Origin of the sequence: Pseudomonas sp. QLc11A (genome assembly GCF_052112305.1) — a bacterium.
GTDB classification, from domain to species: Bacteria; Pseudomonadota; Gammaproteobacteria; order Pseudomonadales; family Pseudomonadaceae; genus Aquipseudomonas; species Aquipseudomonas laurylsulfatiphila.
In genome coordinates, this window is sequence record NZ_JAVAJJ010000011.1 from 22,301 (window position 1) to 41,618 (window position 19,318).

The window sequence follows — 19,318 nt, forward strand, 5'->3', positions numbered from 1 at the left end:
CCTTATCTTCAAATAAAATTTTTATCGGATTTGGCATTTGAAATGCGACCAGGGACGAATCCAAAGCGGGCCCAGCGCAGGCTGCCATTGCGCTGATCGTAAATGACTAAATTTCCATCGTCTTGAATAGCCATACAAGCGTTGTACCAAAGCGATTTATCAATGCTGTGGGTGCTTTCAGCAACCCATAAACGCCTTCTGGACGGATCATAGAGAAAACCACTATTGCTGATTACATACATCAGAGGCTCTCGCATTCTTTTTGGGTAGGTAGTTCGACTATAAGGCTGATTGCTATCTGCAACCCAGATTACAGCTTCGCCATCTTTAATGATCAGATTACCATCAGCCTGTAATATCAATTTAAAGCGTCCATGTCGCGGACATAAGGTACTGCCCCGGCGACATCCTTTGATTGGGAGGCAGCAAAGGCAAGCCGCTTGCTTGAAAGGGTGTGTAAGTAATAGCCATATTTTTTCCTTGATTAATGAGTTGTTGAGCTCTCATTCAATCAGGTAAAAAATCGAAAGTGGCTATACATATTTATATCTTTTCTAAAACCTACATTACAGGTTCGCGTGAAACAGAAAGGCAACGGGCGCCATCAAGGGCTCTGGATCGGTGAAGGTTGTGCCGTCGCTCATTGTAGGCGCGAGCTTGCTCGCGATGGTCGTAAACGATGATGCAGACCCACTGGGTACCCCGCGGTGTTCTTGAGCCCATCGCGAGCAGGCTCGCTCCCACACAGTCCTTTACCGATCAGCATTCGGCTCAAGGGCCGCGCTTTTTTTCGCCTGGAGAAAAGCCGGGACCAGAATCGAATAAATCTTTTGATACAGGTGTTCTCTGGTTTGTATTCACTTTTCCTCACAATTTCGACTTTAATCTTTCCTTAACTCGCAGGCTTCAGACTGTTGATCGTATTTTTCGATATTTCAAAGCAAATTTTTCCGCTTTAATTCGATAGATAACTCGATACTCTTGAGTCGGCACTTACAGGGATCCAGGCAATGCAGCTACGTAACTCTACTTCCCGCTACGGCTGGGTCAGCATCTTCATGCACTGGGGCGTGGCACTGGCCGTATTCGGTTTGTTCGCGCTTGGGTTGTGGATGGTCGGGCTCGACTACTACAGCACCTGGCGCAAAGACGCGCCGGACCTGCACAAGAGCATCGGCCTGGTGGTGCTGGGTGTGATGCTGCTGCGGGTACTGTGGCGCTTCATCAGCCCGCCGCCGCCAACCCTGGGCAGCTACAGCCGCATGACGCGCCTGGGCGCCAGGTTCGGTCATGGCTTTCTGTACCTCAGTCTGTTTGCTGTGTTGATTGCCGGTTACCTGATTTCCACCGCAGAAGGCGTCGGTATCCCGGTGTTTGGCTTGTTTGAAGTGCCTGCTCTGGTCTCCGGATTACCGGACCAGGCAGATACCGCTGGGGTGATTCACCTCTATCTGGCGTGGGTGCTGGTAATTTTTTCCGGCCTCCATGCGTTGGCAGCATTGAAGCACCACTTTATCGACCGTGATGTGACCCTCAAGCGAATGCTGGGTCGCAAAGCCTGAAGTTCAACCTCGACTCCCAAGGAAAACAAAGCATGTTGAAAAAGACTCTGGCCGCTCTGGCAATCGGTTCGGCCCTGTTGTCCGCCGGTAACGTAATGGCCGCTGATTACGTGGTCGACAAGGAAGGCCAGCACGCCTTCGTTGACTTCAAGATCAGCCACCTGGGCTACAGCTTCATCACCGGTACTTTCAAGGACATCGACGGCAAGTTCAGCTTCGACGCTGCCAAGCCTGAAGACAGCAAGATCGAGTTCAACGTGAACACCGCCAGCGTGTTCACCAACAACGCCGAGCGTGACAAGCACATCGCCAGCAAAGACTTCCTGAACGCCAGCAAAGCCACTTTTGTTTCCACCAGCGTCAAACCTACCGGCAAAAATGCCGCTGGCAAGGACACTGCTGACGTGGCTGGCGACCTGACGATCCTCGGCGTGACCAAGCCAATCGTGGTCAAGGCCACGTTCCTGGGCGAAGGCAAGGATCCATGGGGCGGCTACCGTGCAGGCTTTGAGGGTACTTTCAGCCTCAAGCGTTCCGATTTCGGCAAGCAGAAAGACCTGGGCCCATCGTCCGACGCGGTTGAGATGTACGTGACGTTCGAAGGTGTCAAAGCGAAGTGATGCTGAGTCTGTAGGAGCGAGCCTGCTCGCGATAGACGTGAGAGCGCCGCGGAGCATCAGGCTTCCAGCGTTATCGTTGACGACCATCGCGAGCAAGCTCGCTCCTACAGGGTTTTACATCAGTCATAAAAAATGCCCCGGTTCTCACAAATCGGGGCATTTTTTATTGCAGCGACAAATCAGCGATTGCGGGTCAGCAGCGCTGGTTTCTCACCACGAGGACGGCTTGGCAGTTGATCCAGCTGCTCAGGTGTCGGGAAGCGGTCGGCTTTCGATTCCTTGTGCATGATCTTCGGTGCCGGGCCACGCGGGTTCTGCACAGCCGGTTCCGCACGAGGCTGGTCGTCACGGGCCGGACGGCGATTGCGTGAGTCTTCGCGGCGGGCCTGGCCATCGCGCGGTGCGCCACTGCGAGGACCGTTACGCTTGGCCGGCGGGGTACCGGTGCTGGGGCCATCGCTGTTGCGCGGACCATTCTGGCGACCTTGTGGCTTGCCGGAGCGTGGAGTGCCTGCGGCGGTGCCCTGTGCCGGAGCACCCGGACGACGACCACGACCTTGCGCGGGTTTCTGCTGCGGTACGTAGTCGACGCGGTTACCGAAGTTATCGATATCGTCGTCCAGGAACTCGTCCGGGGCACGGTCAGCGGCGGCACGTGGCGGTTGGCTCGGACGCTGTTCGCGGGCCGGAGTGCCTTCACGTGGCTTCTGCTGACGGGCAGGGCGCTCGCCGCGTTCGCCGGCCGGTTTTTCCTTGCCCTTGTCCTTGCCTTTGTCCTTGCGCCCGCCGCCGCCACCGCTGCCGTTCGGGCCGTCGCCGCGCGGGCCACGCGGATTGCGCGGGTTACGCATGTCCGGACGCTCGCGCACTTCAGGCTTTTCCGCCTCGATGGTGCTTGCATCGAAGCCCATCAGGTCGCCGTCGGCGATTTTCTGTTTGGTCATGCGTTCGATGCTTTTGAGCAGTTTTTCTTCGTCCGGGGCGACCAGCGAAATCGCCTCGCCCGAACGGCCGGCACGGCCGGTACGGCCGATACGGTGCACGTAGTCTTCATCGACATTCGGCAATTCGAAGTTGACCACGTGTGGCAACTGGTCGATGTCCAGGCCGCGGGCGGCGATGTCGGTGGCCACCAGGATGCGCACGGTGCCGGCCTTGAAGTCGGCAAGGGCTTTGGTGCGGGCGTTCTGGCTCTTGTTGCCGTGGATCGCGACGGCGCTCAGGCCGTGCTTGTCCAGGTACTCGGCCAGGCGGTTGGCGCCGTGCTTGGTGCGGGTGAACACCAGCACCTGTTCCCAGGCGCCAGCGGTGATCAGGTGCGCCAGCAAGGCACGCTTGTGGCTGGCCGGCAGACGGAATACGCGCTGTTCGATACGCTCGACCGTGGTGTTCGGCGGCGTGACTTCGATGCGTTCCGGGTTGTGCAGCAGCTTGCCGGCGAGGTCGGTGATGTCCTTGGAGAAGGTCGCCGAGAACAGCAGGTTCTGGCGTTTGGCCGGCAGGCGGGCCAGGACCTTTTTCACGTCATGGACGAAACCCATGTCGAGCATGCGGTCGGCCTCGTCCAGCACGAGGATTTCCACGTGGGACAGATCGACGCTGCCTTGGCCGGCCAGGTCGAGCAGGCGGCCAGGGCAGGCCACCAGTACGTCTACGCCACGGGACATGGCCTGAACCTGCGGGTTCATGCCGACACCACCGAAGATGCAGGCGCTGACGAACTTCAGGTCACGGGCATAGACCTTGAAGCTTTCATGCACTTGCGCGGCGAGTTCGCGAGTCGGGGTCAGGACCAGCACGCGCGGTTGGCGCGGGCCGTGACGCTGGGATTTGTCCGGGTGACCGTTGGGGAACAACCGCTCCAGGATCGGAAGGGCGAAACCACCGGTTTTACCAGTACCTGTCTGTGCCGCGACCATCAGGTCGCGACCTTGCAACACGGCGGGAATGGCCCGCTGTTGCACCGGAGTAGGCTCGGTATAGCCCGCTGCCTCGATGGCGCGGACTAAAGCCTCGGAGAGACCGAGGGAAGCAAAGGACATGAGTAATCCTGTTTTAGTTAGGGCTTGGCCCAATGGGAGTCTTGCCTGGCGCGAATTGCGTTTAAGAGGACGCAATCCCGTCCGGTCCTGCTGGGTCTCGAAGGCTCGTCTGCAAGCGCTCGCGCGGGCTGAAAGCTGCGCAGTAGCGGGGTTGAGATGCCTTTAACGATTCCGGGCGTCCGGGCGTGAGCCTGGCGGGAAGGCCGGAGTATAACAGAGCAATCACTGCGCGCCGCTTTCCTGCTGCTCAACGGTTTTTTCCGTGGCGGCCGTAGCCTTTTCAGTCTTCATGTTCACGGCCGGTTCCGCGCCATAGCGGGCACTCAGTTCGGCGTAGGCGGGTTCGCGCTTGAAGCGCTTGAGTTCGGCGCCGAAACGTTGCACCAGCAGATCCATGCCCGCATTGCGCCGCACCGCGAGAAACTGGCTCTGCTGGCTGATGATCGTCGGGTTTTCGGTGATCTTGTCGCGGATGCCCAGTTCATCGAGCAAATGCTGGCCGACCCGGCGGTCGGTAATCAACAGGTCAATCCGTCCGCGCAGGAGTTTGCCGAAGTTGGCTTCGTGGGTGGGCGCCGGCTCGCGAGTGAACAACGTGGAGTCGCTGAAGTCCTTGCTGTACAGGTAACCCGGCGAGGTGCCGATGGTCAGGCCGCGCAAGTCATCAAGGGTGCGAAACGGATGGGGCCGCTCATTGGCGTAGAACAACACGAACTGCACTTCAGACAGTGGTTCGCTGGGGTAGAGAAGGGTCGCATCACGCTCATCGCTGTGAAAGATGTCCAGCGCGCCGTCGGCCTGGCCTGATTCAAGCATCGACAGGCAGCGTTTCCATGGCAGGAACTGCCACTCCACTTCGATGCCCAGGCGCTTGAAGACAATGGCGGTGGTTTCGTAGTCCAGCCCCAGTGATTTGCCGTTGTCCTCGTACACATAAGGCGCCCACGGCTCGGTGACAATGCGCAACTTCTCGCCCCGGGCGGCGAAGCTCAGGCAAGTGAAGACAAGCACGGCGATTAACTGCGTGATCAAAGGCATGGGCTTGAGATTACGACGAGAAACCGGAAAGAGCCAGAAACTGACCGCAGATGCTCTAACTCCGTGGATTGCTGCACATTTATAGGGCGTTGAAGCAAAAGATCGCAGCCTGCGGCAGCTCCTGTAGGAGCTGCCGCAGGCTGCGATCTTTTGATCTTGCTTTGCTTAACGCGGCAACTTCAGGTTGTTCCACACCGCCAGGCTCGCTTCAGCCTGGTTCAGCGTGTAGAAGTGCAGCCCTGGAGCGCCACCTTGCAGCAGTTGTTCGCACATCTCGGTGATGACTTGTTCGCCAAAGCGCTGAATGCTCTGGGTGTCGTCGCCGTAGGCTTCCAGTTGCTTGCGGATCCAGCGCGGGATTTCCGCACCGCAGGCATCGGAGAAGCGCGCCAGCTTGCTGTAGTTGGTGATCGGCATGATGCCCGGCACGATCGGGATGTCCACGCCCAATGCCCGCACGCGTTCCACGAAGTAGAAGTAGCAGTCGGCGTTGAAGAAGTACTGGGTGATCGCGCTGTCGGCGCCGGCATTGGCCTTGCGCACGAAGTTGGCGACATCGTCTTCGAAGTTGCGCGCTTGCGGATGCATTTCCGGGTAAGCGGCAACTTCGATGTGGAAATGATCACCGGTTTCTTCACGAATGAACTCAACCAGGTCATTGGCGTGGCGCATTTCACCGCTGGCCATGCCCATGCCCGAAGGCAGGTCACCGCGCAGGGCAACGATGCGCTTGATGCCGGCGGCCTTGTACTGGGCCAGCAGGCCGCGCAGGTCGTCCTTGCTGTCGCCGACGCAGGACAGGTGCGGAGCGGCAGGGATTTTGACTTCGCTTTCCAGCTGCAACACAGTGTTCAGCGTGCGATCACGGGTCGAACCGCCAGCGCCGTAGGTGCAGGAGAAGAAATCGGGGTTGTAGGTGGCCAGCTGGCGAGCAGTGGCGAGCAGCTTTTCTTGCCCAGCATCGGTCTTCGTAGGGAAGAATTCGAAGCTGTAGCGACGATCTTGGGACATGGTCATATCCTTGGAAACACGTAAGCCGGACGCAGGCTCCCTGTAGGAGCGAGCTTGCTCGCGAAAAACGTAAAGGCAACGCGTTTATCCAGACAGCACGCGTTATCGTTGACGTCCATCGCGAGCAAGCTCGCTCCTACAAGGGAGCGGCAGGGCGTATCAGTAGCGGTAAGCGTGCGGCTTGAACGGACCTTCGACGGTCACGCCGATGTAGTCGGCCTGGGTCTTGGTCAGTTGAGTCACAACGCCGCCGAAGCCACGGACCATTTCCAGGGCTACTTCTTCGTCGAGTTTCTTCGGCAGTACTTCAACGGTCAGGCGCTCGGCTTTCTGGGCTGGCGACAGGTCGGCGTACTTCTGGCCGAACAGGAAGATCTGCGCCAGAACCTGGTTGGCGAACGAACCGTCCATGATGCGGCTCGGGTGGCCGGTGGCGTTGCCCAGGTTAACCAGGCGGCCTTCGGCCAGCAGGATCAGGTAGTCGTCGTTCTGCGGGTCGAAATCGCCAGCGCCGGTACGGTGGATCTTGTGAACCTGTGGCTTCACTTCTTCCCATGCCCAGTTCTTGCGCATGAAAGCGGTGTCGATTTCGTTGTCGAAGTGGCCGATGTTGCAGACAACAGCGCGCTTCTTCAGGGCCTTGAGCATGTTCGAATCGCAAACATTGACGTTGCCGGTGGTGGTCACGATCAGGTCGATCTTGCCCAGCAGTGCCTTGTCGATGCTGGCTTCGGTACCGTTGTTGATACCGTCGATGAACGGCGAAACCACTTCGAAACCGTCCATGCAGGCTTGCATGGCGCAGATCGGGTCAACTTCGGAAACCTTGACGATCATGCCTTCCTGACGCAGGGACTGAGCGGAACCCTTGCCCACGTCACCGTAGCCGATGACCAGCGCTTGCTTGCCGGACAGCAGGTGGTCGGTGCCGCGTTTGATGGCATCGTTCAGGCTGTGACGGCAGCCGTACTTGTTGTCGTTCTTGCTCTTGGTCACCGAGTCGTTGACGTTGATGGCCGGGATTTTCAGCTCGCCCTTGGCCAGCATGTCCAGCAGGCGGTGAACGCCGGTGGTGGTTTCTTCGGTCACGCCGTGGACGCGATCCAGAACCTGTGGGTACTTCTTGTGCAGCAGCTCGGTCAGGTCGCCGCCGTCGTCGAGGATCATGTTGGCGTCCCATGGCTGGCCATCCTTGAGGATGGTTTGCTCCAGGCACCACTCGTACTCTTGTTCGGTTTCACCTTTCCAGGCGAAAACCGGGATGCCGGCAGCGGCGATGGAAGCGGCGGCCTGATCCTGAGTCGAGAAAATGTTGCAGGACGACCAGCGCACTTCGGCACCCAGGGCAACCAGGGTTTCGATCAGCACGGCAGTCTGAATGGTCATGTGGATGCAGCCGAGGATCTTCGCGCCCTTGAGCGGTTGCTCTTCGGAGTACTTGCGACGCAGACCCATCAGGGCTGGCATTTCGGATTCGGCGATGATGGTTTCGCGACGGCCCCAGGCAGCCAGGGACATGTCGGCGACTTTGTAATCGGTAAAATCTGCAGGCGTGATAACAGCGCTCATGAAGAGCCTCCATTCGTAATGTATGCGAATGGGCGCCGTTGTGCGTTTAGTGTCTGGCTTAAGGCCAGGCAACGCCCCATCCGAGCCTGACAGGTCGAACCTGCTGCAGCGCCCCTCGGACAGGTGGCGGGAAAACGGTATCAAGTGATGATGACCGTTTTGAAACGGTGGCGATTATAGCGGGCTATGCTGATCTTCCAAAGCGTTTCTGTCGGTCAATGTCCGAACGGTAATCGAGACCATAGTCGATGCTCAATAGAGCTCTGGGTCGGGCTCTGCCATGATGGTCAGCATCATTCGGCAAGACGTTCAGGAGTGAACATGAATTTCCACACCCGCAAATGGGTAAAACCCGAAGACCTCAACCCTAACGGCACGTTGTTCGGCGGCAGTCTGTTGCGCTGGATCGACGAAGAGGCGGCGATCTACGCCATCGTCCAGTTGGGCAACCAGCGTGTGGTGACCAAGTACATTTCCGAAATCAACTTCGTCAGCGCCTCGCGCCAGGGCGACATCATCGAGCTGGGCATCACCGCCACCGAGTTCGGCCGTACTTCGATCACCCTGACCTGCGAAGTGCGCAACAAGATCACCCGCAAGAGCATCCTCACGGTCGAGAAAATGGTCTTCGTCAACCTCGGTGAAGACGGCTTGCCGGCGCCCCACGGCCGGACCGAGATCAAGTACGTCAAAGACCAGTTCCAGGACGATGACGCCGTTCAGTAAGATCGGCGTCGTTTTCTTCGCGAGCAAGCCCGCTCCCACATTTGAAACGCATTCCAATGTGGGAGCGGGCTTGCTCGCGAAAGCGGTTCTGCATTCGCTGAAGATTTGTCTGGGCACTGAACAGCCGTGAACCCCGCGTGTCGTAGCTAAATAGCCCGCCACTGGTTGCGCACATCATGAACTCGGCACAAGACGGCAAGACCCCGAATCTTTCGGCGCAAGAAGAGCACGATGTCGAAAAGAGCCAGCCGCCCCGTGCCGCCGTGTTGCACGAGATCATCCGCACCCAGGGCGATCAGGAGCTGGAGCGCAGCATTGCCGCTTTGTGGTGGTCGGCGCTGGCGGCGGGGTTGACCATGGGCCTGTCGCTGATGGGCATGGGCCTGCTCAATTCGCGCCTGCCGGACGGCGAGGGATTCAAGGTGATCGCCAGTTTCGGTTATTGCGCCGGTTTCCTCGCGGTGATCCTCGCGCGTCAGCAACTGTTCACCGAAAACACCCTGACCGCCGTGCTGCCGGTGATGACGAAGCCGACCCTGGCCAACTTCGGCCGTCTGCTGCGGCTGTGGACGGTGGTGCTGATCGGTAACCTCAGCGGCACCTTGCTGGTGGCGTACGTGATGCTGGAGCTGCCGATTTTCGACAGCAAGACCGACGTCGCCTTCCTCGATATCGGTCGCAAGGTCATGGAAAACCACGCCAGCCAGATGTTCGCCAAGGGCATCGTTTCCGGCTGGATGATCGCGACCATGGTCTGGATGATTCCGTCCATGGAGAGCGCCAAGATGTGGATCATCATCCTCATCACCTACCTCATGGCGCTGGGAGACTTCACCCACATCGTCGTCGGCTCGTTGGAGGTTTCGTATCTGGTGTTTGCCGGGGAGTTGCCGTGGAAGGACTTCTGGCTGGTGTTCGCCGGGCCGACGCTGGTGGGGAACATCATAGGTGGCAGCTTTATTTTCGCGCTGATCAGTCATGCGCAGATTCGCAGCGAAAGCGGGCCGCCGAAAGCATCAGCGGATCAGAGCGAAGCTGCTGATCCGCAGAAGATCAAAAAACCATCAAGGTGATGCTCAGCCCGCTACATTCAGCGCAGCCGCACCGCGACGCTGGCGATAGATGAAGAACAGTGCGGTCAGCACGGTCAAGCCGCTGACCAGTGCGCCGGTCCACGGCAAGTCCGCCAGGTCCGCGCCGCTGGCCACTACCAGGCCGCCAATCCATGCGCCGGCGGCGTTGCCGAGGTTGAAGGCACTCTGGTTCAGCGTTGAGCCGAGGTTCGGTGCTTCATGGGCCTGATCGATGATCAGCAGTTGCAGGATCGGGCACAGCGCGAAGGCGAACGTCCCCCACAGCACCAGTGTGATTGCCGCCGGGATCACCGATTGGCTGGTTTGTGTGAATGCCGCCAGCACCACCAGCACTGCCAATGCCATGCCCACCAGCGATGGCAGCAAGCGGCTGTCCGCCAGACGACCGCCGAGCATGCTGCCGGCGGTCAAGCCAACGCCGAACAGCAGCAACATGATGGTGACGCCGTGGGGGCTGACGCCAGTGATGTCCTGCAGGATCGGCGCGATGTAAGTGAACACACTGAACAGGCTGGTCGAGGCCAGTACGCTCATGCCCAGGGCCAGCAGCACGTTGGCCTTGCCCAGCACCTTGAACTCGCTGGCCAGGTTGGCTTTATCCATCGCGATGTTTTTCGGCAGCCAGACCCATTGCGCAATCGCGGCCAGCACACCGATCACCGACACCGCCCAGAACGTCGAGCGCCAACCCGCGTATTGCCCGAGCGCGGTACCCAATGGCACGCCGAGCACGTTGGCCAGGGTCAGGCCGGTGAACATCATGGCAATCGCCTGGGCCCGTTTGTTGGGTGCCACCAGCCCGGCAGCCACCACCGAACCGATGCCGAAAAATGCGCCGTGGCAGAGTGCCGTGATCACCCGCGCGGCCATCAGCGTGGCGTAATTCGGTGCCAGCGCGCAGAGCATATTGCCGAGGATGAACATCAGCGTCATGCCCAGCAGGGTGGCTTTGCGCGGCATGTTGGCGGTGCCGACGGCGAGGATCGGCGCACCGAACACCACACCCAGGGCGTAACCGGTGATCAGCAATCCGGCATCGGGAATGCTGACGCCGAGATCGCGGGCGACGTCGGGCAACAGGCCCATGATGACGAATTCGGTGGTGCCGATGCCGAAGGCGGCAACAGCGAGGGCAAGCAAAGCGAGTGGCATGCGCAAGGTCTCTGTCGGTAGTCTTGACGCTGTGATCAGGCATACGCAGGCCGACGACCGTTCTCGACGAGAGCGGGCGGGGCAGGATTTTTATTGGAATTGGTCTATGCGCAACTGAGTGCGGCGTGGTCGTTTGCAGTATAAACAGCTGCTGACATATGGCGAATCAATTCTCTACCCGGATTCTCTGTAGGAGCGAGCTTGCTCGCGAAAGACGTCAAGTCGACGCGTTTATCCAGACAGCACGCGTTATCGTTAACGTCCATCGCGAGCAAGCTCGCTCCTACAGGGATCGTGTAGACAACAAAAGGAGTGAGCCGTGCTTGCGACGGCGTTGGTGTTGGTGGCGGCGCTGTTGCACGCGGCGTGGAATACCCTGATCAAGTTCAGTGCGGAGCGGCTGTTGGTGGTGGCCTGCATGGACAGCGTGGCGCTGCTCTTTGTCGCGCTGATGGTGCCGTTCCTGAGCATGCCGCCGCTGGAGATCTGGCCGTGGATCCTGGCCTCGGCGGCGTTCGAGTTGCTCTACCGCTACTTGCTGATCCAGGCCTATCGGGTCGGCGACCTCGGGCTGGTTTATCCGCTGATGCGCGGCCTGTCACCGTTGGTGGTGCTGGCGCTGACGCTGATTTTTGCCGGGGAGGTGCTGACCCATCAGCAGATTTTCGGAATCCTGCTGATCCCGGTCGGCATGCTGTGCCTGCTCTGGCAGGGTGGTGGCGGTGCGCGTTTGCCGTGGTCGATGCTTCCGGTGGTGGCGTTGATCGGCCTGTGCATCGGTTGCTACACCTACATCGACGGTCAGGCCTTGCGGCGCTGGTCCCATCCACTGGATTACCTGGTCTGGGTCACCTTGCTCAGTGCCTGGCCGTTTCCATTGTTGGCATTGGTGCGCAAGCGCCCCGCGTTCATGCTGTTCTGGCGCGAGCAGTGGCGCCTGGGCCTGGCGGTCGGGTTTTGCGTGTTGTTCAGCTACGCTCTGGTGCTGTGGGCGATGCAATTGGGCTCGATTGCAGAAGCGGCGGCGCTGCGCGAGATCAGCGTCATTCTGGTGGTGCTGTTTGGCATGCGTTACCTCAAAGAACCTTTTGGCGGGCCACGCCTCTTAGCCTGTGGGCTGGTGCTGATCGGCATACTGGTGATGAAGTTTTGATCGCCGTTGATGGATTCGATTTTCTACAACTTGAAGAAGGGACTGCGTAATGACGGTTGCTCTGTGGTGCATTTTGATTGCGATCTTCCTGCCGTATCTGTGCACGGGTGTCGCGAAGATCAGTGGCGGGTTCCGACTGAAAGACAATCATGATCCACGAGGGTTTCTCGATTCCCTGGAGGGCTTGGGCAAGCGGGCAAATGCGGCGCAGCTGAACAGTTTTGAAGTGACGCCGGCGTTTGCAGCCGCGGTGATCGTGGCGCACCTGGCGGGCAACGCCGAATTGGTGACCATCAATGTGTTGTCGGTGTTGTTCATCACCAGCCGTCTGCTTTTCATCATTTTCTATCTGGCGGACTTGGCGGCGCTGCGGTCATTGATGTGGTTCGTGGGGATGGCGTTGATCGTGAGTTTCTTTGTGGTGTCCGTCTGAGTCTCAGGCGCTAATCAGGGCCTCTTCGCGAGCAAGCCCGCTCCCACATTTGATCCTCAGTGGACACAGATTCTGTGTTCGACAGTGATCCGGTGTGGGAGCGGGCTTGCTCGCGAAAGCTGTCTGTCAGGCGATGCGAGACTCAAGGATTGGTTTTAACCGCATCCGCCACCTGCGGCACTTGCGGTAACGCCGCACCTTTGGGCCAGAGCATCCAGATCTGCCCCTGCTGTTTCATGTCCCCGGCCAGTTGCCCGGCCGCATCGCCGGTGCCCCAGAACAGATCCGCCCGGACTTCACCGGCAATCGCGCCGCCGGTGTCCTGTGCTGCTACGGGGCGAACCAGGGCTGTGCCGTCCGGCTTGGTGGTGGACAGCCACAGCAGGCTACCCAGTGGAATCACCTTGCGATCCACGGCTGCGCTGTAGCCGGCGGTCAAGGGTACGTTCAACGAACCGCGCGGACCTTCGTTGCTGTCCGGGTTACGGGTGAAGAACACATAGCTGGGGTTGCTGCCGAGCAGTTCGGGAATCCGCGACGGATTGGCCTTGGCCCAGGTGCTGATGGCGCCCATGGTCACGTCTTCTTTTTTCAACTCGCCCTGTTCCACCAGCCAGCGGCCGATCGGTCGATACGGGTGGCCGTTCTGGTCGGCATAGGCGATGCGCAACTGGCGGCCGTTATCGAGCTGGATACGACCCGAGCCCTGGATTTGCAGGAATTGCAGGTTCATCGGATCGGTCAGCCAGGCCACGACCGGTGCCTTGACTCCTTTGCTCTCGATGGTGGCCGCATCGTCGTACGGCTTGAGCACGCGACCTTCAAGTCGACCGCGCAGGCGTTTGCCCTTGAGTTCCGGGTAAATACTGTCGAGGGCGACAATGATCATGTCTTCTGGGACGCCATAGACCGGGACATTGGCCGTGCCGGTCTGGGTCAGGCTGCCCGGATAGACCGGCTCGTAGTAGCCGGTGATCAAGCCGTTGGGGTTGTCGTTGGCGGCGCGCAGGCCATACACATCGAGATTCTGTTTGAGAAAACCGCGAATGTCGCTGGCGGTTTGCGGCACGTTGGCCGCCGCCGCGCAGGTGCCACCCCAGACCGGGTCGGCCTTGAGTCGGGTGCAGGCGCTGCGCCAGGAGCCGAAACCGGCGACCAGGTCGGTGTCGGACACCGCCGGCAGCGCTTCCCATGTAGCGCTGGAGTAAGTGGCCAGGGCATGGGTTTTCGGTTGTTGCTTGTCGCCACCGGTGCAGCCTGCGAGCAGGGCCATCATTGGCAGGGTCCAGGCCAGGCTGTGACGCCATGCCTTGAAACGGCTGTTCATGGAGTGATTCCTTTGCCGGTTGCCTGATCGCTCCATGCGCTCAAGCAACCCTTATTGATAATAGGGCTATTGGTCTTTGCCGATGACGCGAGGATACTGGCCGCCGTTTCCCGTGACCTGAAGCCACCATGACTCTTAATAGACTTTCTGTTGTATTGCTGGCCTGCCTGACATTGTCCGCTTGTGGCGGTGTTGACCCCAACTCGCCGCTCGGTCAGCGCAAGGCCATTTTCAAGCAGATGCTCAAGACCGGCGAAGACCTGGGCGGCATGTTGCGCGGGCGTATTCCGTTCGATGGCCCGAAATTCGCTGAGGGCGCGGTGAAGCTCGATGGGTTGTCCCGTGAGCCGTGGCAGCATTTTCCGCAGGCGCGCGAGGAGGATCACACCAGCGCCAAGAGCGATGTCTGGGAGCAGCAGGCACGCTTTCAGGGCATGGCCCGCGATCTTGAATCCGCCACCGGTGAATTGGTGATCGCCAGTCAGATTCAACCCTACAAGGCCAGCAACCTGGGGCCGGCGGTGCAGAAAGTCGAAGATGCTTGCAGTGCGTGTCATAAGGCGTTTCGGGATCATTGATTTGCGTTGTTCGGTTTGACGCCTTCGCGAGCAAGCCCGCTCCCACAGGTGGTCTCATAACCCTGTGGGAGCGAGCCTGCTCGCGAAGACTGCTTTGGCAACACCGAAATCTTTGTTCCTTATCTGTACTTACTTATCCAGCTCATCCAAAGCGTCCTGCAATTCCTTGCGGGCATCGGCGAGTTTGTCTTTGCGCGTGTTGATCTTGTCGGGGTCGCCTTTGCTCATGGCCTTGTCGAGGTCTGCCTGACGCTTGCTGACTTCGTGCCTGGCGTCGAGCACCTTGTTTTCCCGCTCCTTCTTCAGCGAGGCGTCGGTGCAGTTGGCTTCGACTTCGCTCAGGGCCTTTTCCAGGCCGGCCTGCTGGTCGGCGTTGCCGTGGACCTTGGCCAATTCGATCTGGTTGACGATACCTTGCTTCTTGGCTGCGCAACCGGACAGCCCCGGCGCTTCCTCGTCCGCCATCAACGGGGTTGCCAGCATGCTGCACAGGGCCAGGAGGGCGAGCGGTGAAAGAAATTTCATAAAAGCTCCATGTAAGAAGGCAAGCGGGCCGGTGTGGCAATGGCTTGTTGGAGCCCAGCGGTCCCCAGGGGTTCCCGGTGGGCACAGGGTCGGCAGCTAAAAGCCGTCAATCCCCGTTTCACGTAACGTTTCACTCAAGGCCAGGACCTGCGGATTGCGGAAAAAAGCGTTCAGTTGCGCCGCGCGTCCCGGCCCGATACCGGCCTCGGCCTGCCATTGCTCGATGTCTCGCTGCGCCAGCGTCTGCCATGAATCGCCGAGAGGCACCGGACCTGTCGGCGGCAATCCCAGGGCTTTCAGCCAGTGCGCGAACGGGCGTTGCCGGGCCCGGTCGAAGCTGTCTGCAAGGCGAGCCGCACCGCGTTCGCCGAAACCGTCAATGGTAGCAAGCTCTTGGGCATCAAGGGTTAACCAATCCAGCAGACCGTTCAGGCGACCTGTTGCAAGAAGTTTTTCCCAAGTGCCCGGACCGACATAGGGTAGCGCCAGACCCTGTTTGCCGCTGAGCCAGGTCAGGCGTGCGAGAAATTGGCCCTCACAACCCGGAGTTGGCTGCCAGCAACTCAATGAATGAAAGTCCGCTGCCTTCGGCACATTCAATTCGGCGCGCTCGCTGCTGCGCAACACGACGCTATCGAGCCTGGGAATGGTCAGCCCGGCCAGGCTGATGGCGACCTGATCACCCGGACGTATGTCCAGCGCCCGCCAGCGTTGCAACGAGCCGACGCTGACGCGGTTGATCTGCCGGTCATCGAGCATCACCGGGGTCAGTTCAAGTACCGGAGTGATCCGCCCGGTCCGGCCGATTTTGAAATGAACCTGGCGGACTTCGGCCAGTGCCTGGGCGAAGGGATATTTCCAGGCGATGGCCCAGTAGGGTGGCCGGGCTTGCCAGCGTCCGGCGGCCGGGCGCTGGTTCTGGCGCAGGACGATGCCGTCGCTGGCAAAGGGCAGGGAGGCGCGATACCAGTATTCGCGCCAGCGTTCGGCATCGAAGACGGAGGTGATTGGCTGGCTGTAGGCTGTGGTATCCGGGAAGCCCAGCGCCGTCAGTGCTTCTGCCCGGGCGAGAGTGCCTGTCGGCCCTTGGGGCCAGTCCCAGACAAACAGGTCGATGCCGGCGGCCTGTTCGGTGCTCAATACTTTGCGCGCCATCAAACCCGCCACTGTGGCGCGAGCGTTGAGGCTGCCGGCCCGGGCCTGCACATGATCGGTCAGGCGCCAATACAGTTCGCCTTGCACGAGCAAATCCCGAGGCCGGGATAGCTGCTGCGGGATGGCCGGAATCTGTCGTGCCGGAGCCGTCCAGTCCTGACCGCTCTCGCCGTCGCCGCGGCTGATGGCCTGGGCCAACTGACCATTACGGTAAACCAGGGTCACCGCCACCCCGTCGATTTTAGGCTGGGCCCAGACGTCCACCCGGTCACGCAGCCATTTTTCGACGGCGGGCCGATCATGCAATTTGCCCAGGCCGGTGTGGGCGATGGGGTGGGGCAGCGCGCCGCGCGCGGTGCGCAAGGGGTCTGCGGGCGGGTTCAGGTTGAAGCAGTGGCGCCATTGGGTGAGTCGCGCGCGGGACTGGTCGTAGAGTTCATCGGCGACCAGTGAATGTCCCTGGCGGTGATAGCTGTCGTCCCATGAGTCGATCTGCTGTTGCAGTGTGCCGACTTCCTTCAGAGCGCGTTCGGATGGCCAGTCCGGGCACTCGGTGGCGCTGGCATTCAGGCAGGCAAGGGTCAGCAGGGCGGCGAAAAACAGGCGCAGGTCGGGAAGCATCTTGAGCGTCCTTGCTCGGTGAGGTGTGTGAAGGCTAGGTCAGTATCAGTTGGCGCAGCGAGGGGGTGTTTTGCCGGGTATTTCTGGTGGCTGTGCTGGCCTCTTCGCGAGCAGGCTCGCTCCCACAGGGTTATGAGTTAGTCATGTGGGAGCGAGCCTGCTCGCGAAGGCGGTCTCTAGCGCAAGCCAATAAAAAGCCCCGCAGGGCGCGAACCGTGCGGGGCTTGGGGTGTTGCGGGGACGTCTTACAGGCCGGCAGCAGAACGCAGGGCGTCGGCGCGGTCGGTTTTTTCCCAGGTGAACGTGGTGAAGGTGTCGTCACCAACGGTCTTGGTTGCCGGGGTGCGACCGAAGTGGCCGTACGCAGCGGTTTCCTGATACATCGGGTGCAGCAGGTCGAGCATGGTGGTGATCGCGTATGGACGCAGGTCGAACACTTCGCGAACCAGTTTGACGATCTTGTCGTCGCTGATCTTGCCGGTGCCGAAGGTGTTCAACGAGATCGAGGTCGGTTGGGCAACACCGATCGCGTAGGAAACCTGGATCTCGCAACGCTCGGCCAGGCCGGCGGCAACGATGTTCTTGGCCACGTAACGACCGGCGTAGGCCGCCGAACGGTCAACCTTCGATGGATCTTTACCGGAGAACGCGCCACCGCCGTGACGGGCCATGCCGCCGTAGCTGTCGACGATGATCTTGCGACCGGTCAGGCCGCAGTCACCCACCGGGCCGCCGATGATGAACTGGCCGGTCGGGTTGATGTGGAACTGGGTGTCCTTGCTCAGCAGTTCGGCAGGCAGCACGTGCTTGACGATCAACTCCATCACGCCTTCGCGCAGGTCGTTGTACGACACTTCCGGGTTGTGCTGGGTCGACAGGACGACCGCGTCGATACCGACAACCTTGCCGTTTTCGTAGCGGCAGGTCACTTGCGACTTGGCGTCCGGACGCAGCCAAGGCAGCAGGCCGGATTTGCGGGCTTCGGCCTGGCGCTGCACCAGCTGGTGCGAGAAGGTGATAGGCGCAGGCATCAGCACGTCTGTTTCGTTGCTGGCGTAGCCGAACATCAGGCCCTGGTCGCCGGCACCCTGATCTTCAGGCTTGGCACGGTCGACACCCTGGTTGATGTCAGGGGACTGCTTGCCGATGATGTTCATCACGCCGCAGGTGGCGCCGTCGAAGCCGACGTCGGAGCTGGTGTAGCCGATGTTGGTGATCACGTCACGAACGATCTGCTCCAGGTCAACCCAGGCCGAAGTGGTGACTTCGCCGGCGATGATGGCCACGCCCGTTTTCACCAGAGTCTCGCACGCCACACGGGCGAACTTGTCTTCAGCAATGATGGCGTCCAGCACCGCATCAGAAATCTGGTCGGCGATTTTGTCCGGATGCCCTTCAGACACGGACTCGGAGGTGAAAAGGGAGTATTCGCTCATCTCGATGTTTTCCTGAAATTACCGATGGTGAGTGTCGCCAGCCGGTCGCTGAAAGTGGCGGACCTGGATCTGGAAACCATTACGTAAGCCTACATAGAGGCTTTCCCCGGGAACGAGTCCCGCAGCGGTGGCCCAACGGGCCAGATCGTCCTGTTCAAACCCCAGCCAGAGATCACCGCAGGCCTCCTTGGCCCAACTCTGGTTGTGGCTGCATAACTCTGTCACCAACAGGCTACCGCCTGGTTGCAGCAAATTGGCCATGTGCTTGAGCGCATCGGCCGGCGCGGCAAAATGATGCAGCACCATGTTCAGTACAACGCAATCGGCCTTGAGGCTGACGCCGTTCAATGCATCGGCCAATTGCAGGCTAACGTTAGTCAGCTTGTCGCGTTCGCAGACCTGGCGCGCCAGTTCGAGCATCGCGGTGCTGTTGTCCAGCGCCGTGACCTGCGAGAAGCGGCGCGCCAGTTCCGGCAGGAATGCGCCATCGCCGGGGCCGACTTCAATGGCCGTGGCGTCTTTGTCCAGGCTCAACTTGTCGAGCAGGGCCACCACGCTTTCGCGGTACTGCGGCAGGCCGGCGATCAAGTCTTGCTGGGCGCGAAACTTCTCCGCTACCCGTGAGAAAAAGTCCTGGCTGGCGGCTGCCCGTTGCCCGTGGACCTGGGCGATGCGCGCCTGCACATCGGCTGGCAGCGTCAGGTTGTCCACTTCTTCGAGCAGGGCAGCGTGCAATTTGCCGCCCAGCAGTTCGGTATGGGGCAGGGCGCGACGGTAAAAAATCGCATTGCCTTCGCGGCGCGTTGCCACCAGGTCGGCCTGGGCCAGGACCTTGAGGTGGTGGCTCATGCCTGACTGGCCGATGCCGAAGATCTGCGCCAGTTCCAGCACGCCAAACGAATCGTTGGCCAGTGCGCGCAAAACATTCAACCGCAGGGGATCGCCGCCAGCCTTGCACAAGGCCGCCAGCTCATCGCAATCGTCATGTTGGATGGAGGGCACGCGTAAATTCATAAGGCCGGCAGTCTAGTCACGGGTCGAAGGCATCGCAAGAGCAATATCAAAAAGTTTTGATATTGCTCGATAGATGGCACTTCTTGACGTTAGCTTCAGTCAACAAACCGATGGCGGAAAGGTTTCATCAGGCGAATACGTCGTTATCCATTGGAAAAACGCCTTCAGATGACTATCTGTCATTGCCCCGAGGCGTCCGGGTGAGGGAAAATGCTCGCCTTTTTTCCGTTTCGTTTTATTCAAGTCCCCCAGGAGAACAGCG

The 19,318-nt window shown here is 59.9% G+C and carries 18 protein-coding genes and 1 riboswitch; of the genes, 7 read left to right on the forward strand and 11 right to left on the reverse strand.

Annotated features, from left to right (window positions below; translation table 11 throughout):
- Positions 1–8 precede the first annotated feature (8 nt).
- Positions 9–242, reverse strand: a complete 234-nt coding sequence (locus tag Q8X48_RS16845) for a hypothetical protein (RefSeq protein ID WP_407799991.1) — start codon at positions 240–242, stop codon at positions 9–11.
- Between the two features lie 768 nt (positions 243–1,010).
- On the opposite strand from Q8X48_RS16845, the gene Q8X48_RS16850 reads away from it, so the two are divergent.
- Both Q8X48_RS16850 and Q8X48_RS16855 read left to right on the forward strand, forming a co-directional pair.
- Complete coding sequence (locus Q8X48_RS16850; RefSeq protein ID WP_407799990.1) at positions 1,011–1,562, forward strand: cytochrome b; 552 nt, start codon at positions 1,011–1,013, stop codon at positions 1,560–1,562.
- 32 nt (positions 1,563–1,594) lie between these two features.
- The gene (locus Q8X48_RS16855; protein WP_015097179.1) at positions 1,595–2,182 is read left to right on the forward strand and encodes a YceI family protein; all 588 of its coding nucleotides are present in this window, start codon (positions 1,595–1,597) and stop codon (positions 2,180–2,182) included.
- 179 nt (positions 2,183–2,361) lie between these two features.
- Here the strand turns inward: Q8X48_RS16855 and Q8X48_RS16860 are convergent, their stop codons facing one another.
- The 4 genes from Q8X48_RS16860 to ahcY all read right to left on the reverse strand — a co-directional run bounded on the left by Q8X48_RS16860 (position 2,362) and on the right by ahcY (position 7,842).
- The gene (locus Q8X48_RS16860) at positions 2,362–4,224 is read right to left on the reverse strand and encodes a DEAD/DEAH box helicase (protein ID WP_407799989.1); all 1,863 of its coding nucleotides are present in this window, start codon (positions 4,222–4,224) and stop codon (positions 2,362–2,364) included.
- 222 nt (positions 4,225–4,446) lie between these two features.
- The gene (locus Q8X48_RS16865; protein ID WP_126048033.1) at positions 4,447–5,262 is read right to left on the reverse strand and encodes a substrate-binding periplasmic protein; all 816 of its coding nucleotides are present in this window, start codon (positions 5,260–5,262) and stop codon (positions 4,447–4,449) included.
- 165 nt (positions 5,263–5,427) lie between these two features.
- Positions 5,428–6,273 carry a methylenetetrahydrofolate reductase [NAD(P)H] gene (gene metF, locus Q8X48_RS16870; protein WP_095964175.1) on the reverse strand — a complete coding sequence of 282 codons (846 nt, stop codon included), beginning with the start codon at positions 6,271–6,273 and terminating at the stop codon, positions 5,428–5,430.
- Between the two features lie 159 nt (positions 6,274–6,432).
- A complete protein-coding gene (gene ahcY / locus Q8X48_RS16875) occupies positions 6,433–7,842 on the reverse strand; it encodes an adenosylhomocysteinase (RefSeq protein ID WP_007975450.1) in 1,410 nt (469 codons plus the stop codon).
- Between the two features lie 23 nt (positions 7,843–7,865).
- A riboswitch (S-adenosyl-L-homocysteine riboswitch) is annotated at positions 7,866–7,965 on the reverse strand.
- A 198-nt stretch (positions 7,966–8,163) separates the two neighbouring features.
- On the opposite strand from ahcY, the gene Q8X48_RS16880 reads away from it, so the two are divergent.
- A complete protein-coding gene (locus Q8X48_RS16880; RefSeq protein WP_007975451.1) occupies positions 8,164–8,568 on the forward strand; it encodes an acyl-CoA thioesterase in 405 nt (134 codons plus the stop codon).
- 176 nt (positions 8,569–8,744) lie between these two features.
- Positions 8,745–9,641 carry a formate/nitrite transporter family protein gene (locus Q8X48_RS16885; RefSeq protein ID WP_407799988.1) on the forward strand — a complete coding sequence of 299 codons (897 nt, stop codon included), beginning with the start codon at positions 8,745–8,747 and terminating at the stop codon, positions 9,639–9,641.
- A 3-nt stretch (positions 9,642–9,644) separates the two neighbouring features.
- Here the strand turns inward: Q8X48_RS16885 and Q8X48_RS16890 are convergent, their stop codons facing one another.
- Complete coding sequence (locus Q8X48_RS16890; RefSeq protein ID WP_015097175.1) at positions 9,645–10,814, reverse strand: MFS transporter; 1,170 nt, start codon at positions 10,812–10,814, stop codon at positions 9,645–9,647.
- A gap of 319 nt (positions 10,815–11,133) precedes the next feature.
- On the opposite strand from Q8X48_RS16890, the gene Q8X48_RS16895 reads away from it, so the two are divergent.
- Positions 11,134–11,967, forward strand: coding sequence for an EamA family transporter (locus tag Q8X48_RS16895; protein ID WP_095964172.1), 834 nt, complete (start codon positions 11,134–11,136; stop codon positions 11,965–11,967).
- 49 nt (positions 11,968–12,016) lie between these two features.
- Positions 12,017–12,400 carry an MAPEG family protein gene (locus tag Q8X48_RS16900; RefSeq protein ID WP_007975455.1) on the forward strand — a complete coding sequence of 128 codons (384 nt, stop codon included), beginning with the start codon at positions 12,017–12,019 and terminating at the stop codon, positions 12,398–12,400.
- A gap of 142 nt (positions 12,401–12,542) precedes the next feature.
- On the opposite strand, the gene mltA is transcribed toward Q8X48_RS16900, so the two are convergent.
- Positions 12,543–13,727: a murein transglycosylase A gene (gene mltA / locus Q8X48_RS16905; protein ID WP_407799987.1), complete on the reverse strand. Its 1,185-nt coding sequence runs from the start codon at positions 13,725–13,727 to the stop codon at positions 12,543–12,545.
- 128 nt (positions 13,728–13,855) lie between these two features.
- Between mltA and Q8X48_RS16910 the strand changes: the two genes are divergently transcribed.
- Positions 13,856–14,305, forward strand: a complete 450-nt coding sequence (locus Q8X48_RS16910; protein ID WP_126048027.1) for a c-type cytochrome — start codon at positions 13,856–13,858, stop codon at positions 14,303–14,305.
- Between the two features lie 129 nt (positions 14,306–14,434).
- Here Q8X48_RS16910 and Q8X48_RS16915 read toward each other — a convergent pair whose 3' ends face one another.
- The 4 genes from Q8X48_RS16915 to Q8X48_RS16930 all read right to left on the reverse strand — a co-directional run bounded on the left by Q8X48_RS16915 (position 14,435) and on the right by Q8X48_RS16930 (position 19,056).
- Entirely contained in the window at positions 14,435–14,830 is a 396-nt protein-coding gene (locus tag Q8X48_RS16915; RefSeq protein WP_102699240.1) for a DUF1090 domain-containing protein, read from the reverse strand.
- Between the two features lie 96 nt (positions 14,831–14,926).
- Positions 14,927–16,606 (reverse strand): NAD-dependent DNA ligase LigB, encoded by a 1,680-nt coding sequence (gene ligB / locus Q8X48_RS16920; protein ID WP_407799986.1) that lies wholly within the window; start codon positions 16,604–16,606, stop codon positions 14,927–14,929.
- Positions 16,607–16,851: 245 nt separating this feature from the next.
- Positions 16,852–18,042 (reverse strand): methionine adenosyltransferase, encoded by a 1,191-nt coding sequence (gene metK / locus Q8X48_RS16925; protein WP_008050251.1) that lies wholly within the window; start codon positions 18,040–18,042, stop codon positions 16,852–16,854.
- Between the two features lie 18 nt (positions 18,043–18,060).
- A complete protein-coding gene (locus Q8X48_RS16930) occupies positions 18,061–19,056 on the reverse strand; it encodes an ArsR/SmtB family transcription factor (RefSeq protein ID WP_407799985.1) in 996 nt (331 codons plus the stop codon).
- Between the last annotated feature and the right edge of the window lie 262 nt (positions 19,057–19,318).